Consider the following 11662-nt stretch of genomic DNA (forward strand, 5'->3'; position numbering starts at 1 on the left):
TATTTATATATTATATAATAATATGATGGATAGTAATTTTATGCTAAAAGGAGGAAATTATGATTAAAGAGTTTTTAGATAAAAAGCCAATGATTCATGAGGGGACCTTTATTGCTGAGAATTCCACAATAGTAGGAGATGTTGAGATAGGTAAAGACTCTTCTATATGGTTTGGTGCTGTTATAAGAGGAGATGAAAATAGTATAAAAATTGGTGAAGGTAGTAATGTTCAGGATAATTCAATTATTCATGTGGATGAACATAAGGTGACTATAGGTAACTTTGTTACAGTGGGTCATGGCGCTATATTACATGGATGCGATATAGAGGATGAGGTTCTAATTGGAATGGGAGCAACTGTTTTAAGCGGAGCTAAAATTGGTAAAAATACTATTATAGGAGCAGGCGCTTTAGTGAAAGAAAATGCTAACATACCAGAAGGTGTTTTATGTGTTGGTATTCCGGCTAAGGTTGTAAGAATACTAAATCAAGAAGAAAGAAATGGACTTAAAGAGCATAGCATAGAGTACATTAAGCTATCAAAAAAATATAAGTAAACGAACGTTTTGGAGGAAAAATGATTAAACTAGGTGAATATAATGAACTTGAAGTTGTTAAAGTAAGAGATTTTGGAGTTTTTGTTACAGATGGTGAACAAGAAATATTAATTCCAAAGGGAAGTTTGACAGGTAGAACATTAGAACTTGAGGAAAAGATAGAAGTTTTTATATATAGAGATTCAGAAGATAGAATAATAGGAACATTAAAAAAGCCTTTAGCAACTGTATTTAATTTAGCTTATCTTAAGGTTGTAGATGAATCTAATATAGGTTCCTTTGCAGATATAGGAATTGGTAAAGATGTATTAATCCCTTTAAAAGAACAACTATATAAATTAAATGTTAATGATAAATATTTATTATATATGTATATTGATAAAACAGGAAGATTAGCGGCTACTACCGATATAGAAGACTATTTAGATATAGCAGAAGGATATGCTTTAGATCAAGAAGTTAAAGGCATAGTATATGGAATTAATGAAAATGGAACACTTAAGGTTGCCGTTGAAAGCAAATACAAAGGTTTAATTCTTAAAAATGAGTATTTTGAGTATATAGCCATAGGATCAGAAGTAAGTGTTAGGATTAGAAGAATATATGAAGATGGAACTTTAGGACTTACTCCTAGGAAGAAAAAACTAGATGAAAGAGAAGTTCTTACAGAAAAGATATTAAAGTACTTAAATGATAATAATGGATTTATGCCTTTTAATGATAAATCATCTCCTGAGGACATAAGAAGAATATTTAATGCTAGTAAAAATTATTTTAAAATGTCTTTAGGTGGTCTTATGAAGGAAGGCGTAATAGAACAAAAAGAAGATGGTACTTACCTAAAGTAAAATTAAAGCTCAGTTTAACTGAGCTTTTTTGCATTTATAAGAGAAAAATACAAATACTAATTGAAGAAGGGAGGCTCTTAAATGAAGAAAAAACATATATCTTTAATTTTCATAATATGGTTATTAATATTTTTAACATGCAGATTTTCTTTTATAAATCTTAAAGTAAGTGCAACGGAAAAGAAACCTGAAGTACATTTTATAGATGTAGGGCAAAGTGACTGTGCCTTAATAAAAAATGGAGATGAGAATTATCTTATAGATAGTGGAGATAAAACTGAAAGTAGTAAGGTGATTAAATATTTAAAAGATCAAGGAGTTGAAAAGCTTGATTTTATTATATTAACTCATTACCATGGAGATCATTATGGGGGACTTTATGATATAACTAAAAATATTAAAACCGATATTGTATATGTTCCTAAGTTTTACGTAGTTGAAGAGGAGAGAGTTAAGGCAATTAAATCTTTAATAGATACTAATACTTCTTTTGGAATTATAGAAAAAGGATGGACCTATAAAAAAGATGGTTTAAGCTTAAAGGTATTATTACCATCAAAACCTCATAAGTCTTTAGAAAACAATGATTCTTTAGTTATAAGAGGAGATATAAATAAAAATAGTTATTTGTTTATGGCTGATTGTGAGTTTGATGAAGAAAAAGAGTTATTAGACATGAAGGAAATAGAAAATATAGATGTTCTTAAACTTGGGCATCATGGACTAGATACTTCTTCTTCAGAAGAGTTTTTAAAGAAGGTGAATCCTAAATATACAGTTATAAATTGTGATGGAAAAGAAAGCCCTGACAAAGCTGTAATTGATAGATTAAAAACCCTAGAAACTAAAATATTAAGAACAGATATAAATGGAAACATAGTATTTACTCAAAAATAATAGAAAAAATAAGCTGTGCACAATAATTAACAAGGTGCACAGCTTATTTTTATCTTTTTCTAAAAAGAATTTTTATTAATTCATTCAATATAAAAGGAATTAAGGATAATAATATAACAAATCCCCAGTCTCTTGATGTTAAGGTAAACACTTTAAATATTTCAGCAATAGGAGGTATAGAAATTATTGCTAATTGTAGTAATATACCTAAACATATAGCACCTAAAAGATACTTGTTTGTAAGTGGCCCTATTTCAAATAAAGTTTTTTTAGGGTTTCTAACACTTAGAGAATAAAATAATTGTGAAACTGCAAGAACAACAAAGGCCATAGTTTGAGCATGCATTAATGAATCGGGATATAAATGTTCTCCAACTCTAAATGCAACAAGAGTAAGTGCGCCCATAATTGCACCATTAATAGCTAAAAGAACTCCAAACCTGCCTGAAAATAAGCTTTCTTTAGGATCTCTAGGTGGATCATTCATAACACCTTTATCTCCAGGATCAACACCTAAAGAAAGGGCAGGAAAACTATCAGTTATAAGATTAACCCATAATATGTGTATGGGCAGAAGTGGTGTGTCCCAATTAAGGAGTATAGCAACAAATAAGGTTACAATTTCACCAAAATTACAGCTTAAAAGAAAAATAATAGATTTTCTTATATTGTTATATATATTTCTACCTTCTTCAACAGCTGAAACAATTGTGGTAAAGTTATCATCTGTAAGAATCATGTCTGCGGCTCCTTTAGCTACATCTGTGCCTGTTATTCCCATAGCAACACCTATATCAGCTGTTTTTAGTGATGGAGCATCATTAACACCATCACCAGTCATAGAAACTATATTTCCATGAGATTTAAATGCTTTAACTATCTTAACTTTATGTTCTGGTGAAACTCTTGCAAATACTTTATAATCTTTTATATTTTCATTGAAAGTTTCTTCTGTAAACTTATCAATTTCATCTCCTGAAATAGTCTCATCTATATTTTCAGCTATTCCAAGTTCTTTGGCTATTGCAAAGGCTGTGTTTCTATAATCACCTGTAATCATAATAGGAGTGATGCCTGCACTTTTACATAGTTTAATAGAATCTCTAACCTCAAGCCTAGGAGGGTCAATCATTCCCATCATACCAACATATATAAGATTTGTTTCTAACGAATCTATAGATACATTAGAAGAATCAATTTCCTTATAAGCACAAGCGAGTACTCTTAAAGCTTCATCTGACATTTCATCTGCTGCCTTTAAAATGGATTTTCTAACTTCATCATTTAAATCAACTATCTCTTCTCCAAGTAAAGCCTTATTTGATATTTTTAATATGCTATCTATAGCACCTTTGGTAAATACTTTTAAGCCACCTTCATGTTTATTAACTGTTGTCATAAGCTTTCTGTCAGAGTCAAAGGGAATTTCATCAATCCTTTGAAATTGTTCATTTAAGCTTTCTTTAAATAAGTTATATTTAACACCAGCTTCTAATAAAGCTATTTCTGTAGGATCACCTGTTTTAGATTTTTCTGTATATGTAGCATCATTACATAAAATCATTCCATGGATTAAAAGCTTATTTGAAGGTTTTTCTAATTCTATATTATCAATATTTAATAAAGAGTTATCTGCATAAAACTTAGTTACTGTCATTTTGTTTTGAGTTAAGGTACCAGTTTTATCTGAACATATTATATTTACTGAACCTAGAGTTTCAACAGCAGGTAACTTTCTAATAATAGCATTTTCTTTAATCATTCTCTGTACGCCCATTGCTAATACTATAGCAACAATAGCTGGAAGACCTTCTGGTATAGCGGCAACAGCAAGGCTTATTGCAGTTAAAAACATTTCAAGCATATCTCTGCCTTGGAATAAAGCTATAACAAAAATTAAACCACATATAAAAATTGCAGCAAAACCTAAAGTTTTACCTAATTGAGCAAGTCTTTTTTGAAGAGGTGTGGAGTCTTCTTCAGCCTCATCTATCATTTTAGCAATTTTACCTATTTGAGTGTCCATAGAAGTTCCAACAACAACTCCAATTCCTCTTCCATAGGTTGCAAGAGTGGACATAAAAGCCATGTTGTGTTGATCACCAATAGTAACATTATCTTTTTCAATAGTTATCATGGCATCTTTATCTGCGGGAACAGATTCTCCAGTAAAAGCAGCTTCATCAATCTTTAAATTAGCACTTTCAATAAGTCTTAAATCCGCAGGAATGAATCTACCAGCATCTATTACAACAATATCTCCAACAACAACTTCTTCAGATGGGATTTCTTTTAGTTCACCACCTCTTTTAACAATAGCTTTAGGTGTTGAAAGCTCTTTTAATGCTTCTAAAGCCTTTTCTGCCTTAGACTCTTGAACAACTCCTATAATTGCATTAATAAATATAACTATAAGAATTATAATAGAATCACTTATTTCTCCAACTATGGCTGAAATTATTGCAGCACCAAACAAAATATATATCATAACATCTGCAAGTTGAGAAATAAAAAGCTGAAGCAAAGTTTTTTTCTTTTTAGTTGATAGCCTGTTTGGTCCATACTCTGATAATCTTTTTGTCGCTTCTTCATCGCTTAAACCAGTGGAAATATTCGAATTTAACTCTTTTAAAACTGTTTCAGAGGTTTTTGAAAACCACATATATAAATTACCACCTTTCTTTAATTTATAAAATAGTATATATTTATAGAATATATATAATAGTCTAAAAAAATACGTTGTTATATTGTTCAATATTATGAAATAAATGCTTTTAGCTATTCTAAATATATATATTTAAATTAATTAAACTTTAGATTATAATTGTTTTAGAGGTGAGTAGTAGGTGGAGATTAAAAGAGTCGGAAAAAATACTAGAATAGATACTGAGAGAAAAATTTCGAGTTCTAGAAAAGATTTTTCTCAAAGCTTTAATCAAGCAAGAGATAGAAGATCAGGTGAAGAACTTAAAAGGATGATAGATGATATCAAAAAAAGAGGAAATAGATTAGTTTTAACAAAGACCTATGCTGACGTAGCTGCTTATAAAAGAATGATTAAAGATTATCTTGAATCTATTTTAAAATACATGTATGACTTAAAAAAAGATGTTAGTTTCTGGCAGACACAATATTTCTTAACTGTAGATACCATAGATGGAAAGCTTGAAGAGCTAACTAACATGCTTTTAAGTGAAGAGAGAGAAAATTTAAATATTGCGTCTACTATAGATGAAATTCAAGGTTTAATAGTAGACATTTATAGATAAAAAATTGTTTAAACTTGAAAGAGACGGCTAAGTATATTAGTCCGTCTCTTTATGCTTATATTAACCTTATTAAAACCAACTGTTTGGAGAAGCGTCTGATGGCATTCTCCAATCTCCTCTAGGTGATAATGATATTGTACCAACCTTTGGACCATCAGGAAGAGCACTTCTTTTAAATTGTTGAGAGAAAAATCTCCATAAAAATTTATCTAACCATTTTTTTATTACTTCTTCAGAGTAATCATTTTTAAATGCATTTTTTGCTAAGAACAGAATCCTTTCAGGAGAAGAACCATGTCTTATAAAATGATATAAGAAGAAATCATGAAGTTCGTAAGGACCAACTATATCTTCTGTTTTTTGAGCAATTTCACCATTTTCATCTTTAGGAAGAAGTTCAGGAGAAACTGGAGTATCTAAGATATCTAATAAGGTCTCATTAACTTCTTTTGATGACTCAAAGTCAGCAACATATTTTACTAAATATCTAACCAATGTTTTTGGTATTGATGTATTAACGGAATACATACTCATGTGGTCTCCATTATAAGTACACCATCCAAGAGCAAGCTCTGAAAGATCTCCTGTTCCAACTAGTATCCCGCCTTCTTTGTTAGCTAAGTCCATTAATATCTGAGTTCTTTCTCTTGCTTGAACATTTTCATAAGTAACATCATGTATGTTTTTATCATGGCCAATATCTTCAAAATGTTTTAAGCAAGCTTCCACAATATTTATTTCTCTTAAATCGCAACCAAGTTCTTTGCACAAAGTTAAGGCGTTATTATAAGTTCTATCAGTTGTTCCAAAACCAGGCATAGTAATAGTTAGTATATTTTTTCTATCTAAACCTAATAAATCAAAGGTTTTTACTATTACAAGTAAGGCTAGAGTGGAGTCTAGTCCCCCAGATATACCTATTACAGCTTTTTTAGACTTTGTATGTTCTAATCTTTTTGCTAAAGCAGAAGATTGAATATTAAAGATTTCTCTGCAACGAATTTCTCTTTCTTTTTCAGAAGATGGAACAAAAGGATGTTTAGATATAAATCTATCAAAGTTTTTTATTGAAGTATCTTTAAAAGAAATAGGTATTAATTTTGGCTCATTAGTTAATATCTTTGATGAATCCCTAAAGCTTATATTTTTACTTCTTTCTGAATTAAGTTTAAATATATCTATAAATCCATATAATACTTCATTTTCTCTTTGGAACCTTTCATTTTCATTTATAGTTCCTCCATTTTCACTAATTAATAAGTGACCAGAGAATAGTAAATCTGTAGTAGATTCATGAACTCCTGCTGAAGCATAAATATAAGCTCCCATACAGCGAGCACTTTGATTTTCTACAAGTAGTTTTCTATAAGTGCTTTTAGATACTAGTTCATTTGAGGCAGAAAGATTACAAATTATATTTGCTCCCATAAGTGAAAGCTGAGAAGATGGAGGTATAGCTACCCATAGGTCTTCACAAATTTCGATTCCAACCTTAAGGTCTTTATAACCAAATATTAGGTTGGTTCCAAAAGGGATATCTTGTTGGAAAAACAAATCAACCTTTTTGTCTAAAAGATTTAATCCTTCAGTAAACCATCTTTTTTCATAAAATTCAGTATAGTTAGGAATAAAGGATTTGGGAACTATGCCCAGTATCTTTCCTTCAAAAATTGCAAAAGCACAGTTATATAGGTTATAATTATATAAAAGAGGTGCTCCTACAATAATCAAGATATCTTTATCTTTAGAATCTGCACATATGGTATGCAAACCTTCATAAGCTTTTTCTATTAATATTTTCTGCGTAAATAAATCTCCACAAGTATAAGAGGTAATAGATAGTTCTGGAAAAACTAATAATTTAGTATTATTTTTATAGGCTTCATTTATTTGAATTATAATATTTTCAACATTATAATTTACATCAGCTACCCTTAACTTAGGGCAAGCAGCTCCGACTTTTACAAAATCCATAACATCATCTCCAAAAATTATTATTTAAATTTAATATGCTGAAATTCTATCTTTTTATCCAAAGGACAAAGTTCCATTAAATTTATTATATAAATTTATAATAATTAGAAAATATAAGAAAATCAACAAAAAACATAGAAAGACTATACTAAATTGCTTAATATAGTATAAAAAAACCTATAAAGAGTTTAAAAATAAGTTGTAAATAATCTGTAACTAGTGTATAGTATAGATATAAAGAAAAAAAGGAGGTAATTAATTGAATACGGCGATTATAATCATTTGGATCATTATAGCTCTTACATTTCTTTTAGTAGATGTATTTACTTCATCTTTTCTATTTGTTTGGTTTGGAATAGGAGCGCTTGTAGCATTGGCTTCATTGATATTAGGAGCACCACTAGAACTACAAATAGTAATTTTTCTAATTTCAAGTTTAATAGCTATAGCTATTGGATATCCTTGGGCTAGAAAAAAGTTCAAAGTAAATATAAAACAAATTAAAACTAGAGAAGAAGAATTTATTGGAACTATCCATAAATCAGAAAAAGATATTATTGAAAAATCAAGTATAACACTTGATGGAGTTTTATGGAGAGTTATAAATAGAGGAGAAATAATAAACAAAGGGGATAGTTTTAGAATTATCGAGTTAAAAGGAAATCAAATTATTATTGAAAAGTTGAAAGGAGAACTTTAAATGGAAGGTTTAATTGGTTTAATTTTTGTTATTGTTATTGCTGTAATAGTATTATCAATAATACTTAGTTCTGTAAAGGTGGTAAATACAGGTAATTTATATGTATTAGAGAGGTTTGGACAATTTTATAGAGTTTTAGAGCCAGGTTGGCATTTTACTATACCTTTTGTAGATTTCGTTAGAAGAAAAGTATCTACAAAACAACAAATCTTAGATATTCAACCACAAGCAGTTATTACAAAGGATAATGTTAAAATATCAATAGATAACGTTATTTTCTATAAAGTTTTAAATGCAAAAGATGCTGTTTATAACATAGAGGATTTCAAATCAGGTATAATTTATTCAACTATTACTAATATGAGAAATATAGTAGGTAACATGACTTTAGATGAAGTTCTATCAGGAAGAGATATAATTAATCAAGAACTATTAAAAGTTGTTGATGATATAACCGACGCTTATGGAATTAAAATTCTTTCAGTAGAAATTAAAAACATAATTCCTCCAGCAGAAATCCAACAAGCAATGGAAAAGCAAATGAGAGCCGAAAGAGATAAGAGAGCTGTTATACTTGAAGCAGAAGGTGCAAGACAATCAGCAATAGCTAGAGCTGAAGGGGATAAGCAATCCAAGATATTACAAGCTGAAGCTGAAAAAGAAGCTAATATAAGAAGAGCTGAAGGATTAAAAGAGTCACAACTTCTTGAGGCTGAAGGTAAAGCTAAGGCTATTGAGGCTGTTGCAGCAGCTGAAGCTGAAGCTATTAGAAAAATAAATGCATCTATAATAGAATCAGGTACTAATGAAACAGTTATAGCTCTAAAACAAGTTGAGGCATTAAAAGAAATGTCTAAAAATCCAGCAAACAAACTTATACTTCCAAATGAAACACTTTCATCTTTAGGAAGTATAGCTGCAATAGCTGAGATGTTAAAGAATAAAAACTAAAAAATGTGAATATAATAATAATACCTTTTGGAGGCTACGTAGGCCTTTGCCGTCAGATATATCTGGCGGTTTTTTTTATTCTTTAGGAAATTATACACATTATTGCTGTAGCAATCCGACGTAGGAGTGGTTGCGTTAAATTCATTTATTAGACATGAAATTGAACTGCTCCCTGTCAAGTAGACAGAGTAAATAATATAAAATTACGCCGCTAAGGTATGGCTTCTATATTCAATAGGAGCCATGCCTTTTAATTTCTTTTGTAATCTTTTTTTGTTATAAAATTCTATATAATCATCAATAGCTTGTTTAAGTTCATCAAACGTATCAAACTTTCGCAGATAATACATCTCAACTTTTAGAGTACCCCAAAAAGCCTCCATAGGTCCATTATCAATACATCTACCTACTCTAGACATACTTTGTATTGCATTAATTTCATTTAATTTATACTTAAATGTTTTAGATGTATATTGAAATCCGCGATCACTATGGAATAGTGGCGTTGCGGTCGGATTAGATTCAATAGCTTTATCTAAAGTATCAAAAACCAATTTATTGTTATTAGATCGACCAAGCACATAAGAAATAATACTATTATCACAAAGATCTAGTATTGCGCTTAAATAAGCTTTACTTCCATTAGTTAGTTTAAATTCAGTAACATCAGTTAGCCATTTTTCATTTGGATTATTTGCTACAAAGTTTCTATTTAATATATTTTCAGCTGTAATTTGAGGCGTGCTTTGAATATATCTTTTCTTTTTTCTTCTAATAATAGCAGTAAGTTTTATAGATTTCATAAGTCTATATATACGCTTATCATTATAGTTTGAATTTAGTCTATTATTTATATTTAATGCTATACGTCGATATCCATAAATTCCTTTAACTTCTGAGTACAGTTTAATAATTTCATCTAAAATAATTTTATTTTCTTTATCTCTTTTAGTCTCTAATCTATTTAACCACTTATAATAAGAAGCTCTTGCAACTTTAGCACATTTACATAACTCAGATATTGAATATCCTAATTCATGTAATTCTTTAATTGCAATAAACTTATTAGTAGATGAAATATTATATTTATCTACCTCCTTTCTATTTCCTCTAATTTTTTTAAGTAATCATTCTCTATTTTCAAACGTTTATTTTCCGCTTCTAAAAGTTTCAATCGCACCGAAAATCTTTCTGATTCAGTTAGTTCCTCAAAAGATTTACTTTTTCCGCGTCTATCGACTAGCGCGCTATATCCATTCTTATTGTATTTTTTTACCCAAGTATAAACTTGTTGGTATGAAACATTAAATTTATTAGCAGTTAAATTATAATCGTTAGCGTTAGCAATACAAAATGATACTATTTCAATTCTTTCTTCATAAGTTGTTTTTCTTCCGTTAGTCATAAGTTTATCTCCTTTAGTAGAATGAGATTTAAATATCTTATGACCATTATACTTCTTAATCCATTGCTGGAGAATACCAGTAGAACTTATTTTATACTTAATACAAATATCACTTAAAGATCCATTACCATCAATATAATCAATAACAGCTTGAATTTTAACTTGAGCAGAATAGGCTGAATTATATCCTTTGTTTAATAAGCCTTCTTCTCCAAAAGCTTTATACTTACGTATCCATCCTTCAATACTGCTTGGATGAATTCCTAATTTTGTAGCAGCACTACGTAAGCTACAAATTCCTTCTAAATATTCTTGTACTACCTTTATCTTAATTTTATATGAAATTTTAGATTTTCTTCCCATAATAAACGCTCCCTATATAGTAACAGTTTTTATTATTTTTACTGTCTACTATAAAGGGAGCATATCATAATCGCCTTGGCGACTTTTTTATTTACATTTACATTTAAATTAGTATTTAGTTAAGTAGGCTAAAGATTAGGCAAAACAACAGGCTAAACACTTTATTATATAAGAGACTAGGTACAAGGGCCCAAGATGAGGCCCAAGATAGGGGGCAAGACGAACTTTGATGTGGTAGACGCTTCTTTCAGCATCAGTCTAATCCTTTACTGATAGAAGTTAAAAGGAATTTGATGGAGCTGCACTATTCCTCTGTAGAGACTGGTTTTTAGTCTCATTAGAGTCCTTCTGAGAACCGCTCCTACAGGGAAGAAGTTAAAAGGAATTTAATGGAGCTGAAAAACGCTCCTACAGGACAGAAGTGCACTGCTACTCGGTAGACACGCACTGCTGATCTGTAGAAGTTCGAAGAACTTCATCAAATTCCTTCTCTTCCTCAGCATCAGTCTAATCCTTTACTGATAGAAGTTAAAAGGAATTTAATGGAGCTTGAGAAGAAGCTCCTACAGGATAGAAGTGCACTGCTACTCGGTAGACGCTTCTTTCAGCGTCAGTCTAATCCTTCATTGATAAAGCTAAAAGGAATTTGATGGAGCTTGAGAGGAAGCTCCTACAGAGTTCGCCCAGCATGTTTGTCG

At 30.1% G+C, this 11662-nt stretch carries 10 protein-coding genes; 6 read left to right on the top strand and 4 right to left on the bottom strand.

All coding sequences use genetic code 11. From position 1 onward, the window contains the following. The first annotated feature begins 59 nt into the window (after nt 1-59). The 3 genes from B3N22_RS12020 (at nt 60) to B3N22_RS12030 (ending at nt 2302) form a co-directional block, all read left to right on the top strand. Complete coding sequence (locus B3N22_RS12020; RefSeq protein WP_021802336.1) at nt 60-557, top strand: gamma carbonic anhydrase family protein; 498 nt, start codon at nt 60-62, stop codon at nt 555-557. Nucleotides 558-577: 20 nt separating this feature from the next. After that, nucleotides 578-1405 carry a CvfB family protein gene (locus B3N22_RS12025; protein WP_286907412.1) on the top strand — a complete coding sequence of 276 codons (828 nt, stop codon included), beginning with the start codon at nt 578-580 and terminating at the stop codon, nt 1403-1405. 81 nt (nt 1406-1486) lie between these two features. After that, the gene (locus B3N22_RS12030; protein ID WP_286907414.1) at nt 1487-2302 is read left to right on the top strand and encodes a ComEC/Rec2 family competence protein; all 816 of its coding nucleotides are present in this window, start codon (nt 1487-1489) and stop codon (nt 2300-2302) included. Nucleotides 2303-2351: 49 nt separating this feature from the next. Here the strand turns inward: B3N22_RS12030 and B3N22_RS12035 are convergent, their stop codons facing one another. Continuing rightward, on the bottom strand, nt 2352-4964 hold the full coding sequence (locus B3N22_RS12035; protein ID WP_286907416.1) for a cation-translocating P-type ATPase: 2613 nt from the start codon (nt 4962-4964) through the stop codon (nt 2352-2354). A 184-nt stretch (nt 4965-5148) separates the two neighbouring features. On the opposite strand from B3N22_RS12035, the gene B3N22_RS12040 reads away from it, so the two are divergent. Continuing rightward, nucleotides 5149-5571, top strand: coding sequence for a YaaR family protein (locus tag B3N22_RS12040; protein ID WP_021802332.1), 423 nt, complete (start codon nt 5149-5151; stop codon nt 5569-5571). A gap of 69 nt (nt 5572-5640) precedes the next feature. On the opposite strand, the gene B3N22_RS12045 is transcribed toward B3N22_RS12040, so the two are convergent. Next, complete coding sequence (locus B3N22_RS12045) at nt 5641-7545, bottom strand: NAD(+) synthase (protein ID WP_286907419.1); 1905 nt, start codon at nt 7543-7545, stop codon at nt 5641-5643. A 259-nt stretch (nt 7546-7804) separates the two neighbouring features. Between B3N22_RS12045 and B3N22_RS12050 the strand changes: the two genes are divergently transcribed. Together B3N22_RS12050 and B3N22_RS12055 are read left to right on the top strand one after the other, a co-directional pair. Then, entirely contained in the window at nt 7805-8245 is a 441-nt protein-coding gene (locus B3N22_RS12050) for an NfeD family protein (RefSeq protein ID WP_286907421.1), read from the top strand. After that, nucleotides 8246-9196 carry an SPFH domain-containing protein gene (locus B3N22_RS12055; RefSeq protein ID WP_286907423.1) on the top strand — a complete coding sequence of 317 codons (951 nt, stop codon included), beginning with the start codon at nt 8246-8248 and terminating at the stop codon, nt 9194-9196. Nucleotides 9197-9399: 203 nt separating this feature from the next. Here B3N22_RS12055 and B3N22_RS12060 read toward each other — a convergent pair whose 3' ends face one another. Together B3N22_RS12060 and B3N22_RS12065 are read right to left on the bottom strand one after the other, a co-directional pair. Next, a complete protein-coding gene (locus tag B3N22_RS12060) occupies nt 9400-10311 on the bottom strand; it encodes an IS3 family transposase (RefSeq protein WP_349676628.1) in 912 nt (303 codons plus the stop codon). Next, entirely contained in the window at nt 10287-10964 is a 678-nt protein-coding gene (locus tag B3N22_RS12065; RefSeq protein WP_286907425.1) for a helix-turn-helix domain-containing protein, read from the bottom strand. Before B3N22_RS12065 ends, B3N22_RS12060 begins: the two co-directional genes overlap by 25 nt. Nucleotides 10965-11662: the final 698 nt, after the last annotated feature.

Source organism: Clostridium sp. UBA1652 (assembly GCF_002320975.1).
Lineage (GTDB): Bacteria > Bacillota > Clostridia > Clostridiales > Clostridiaceae > Clostridium_T > Clostridium_T intestinale.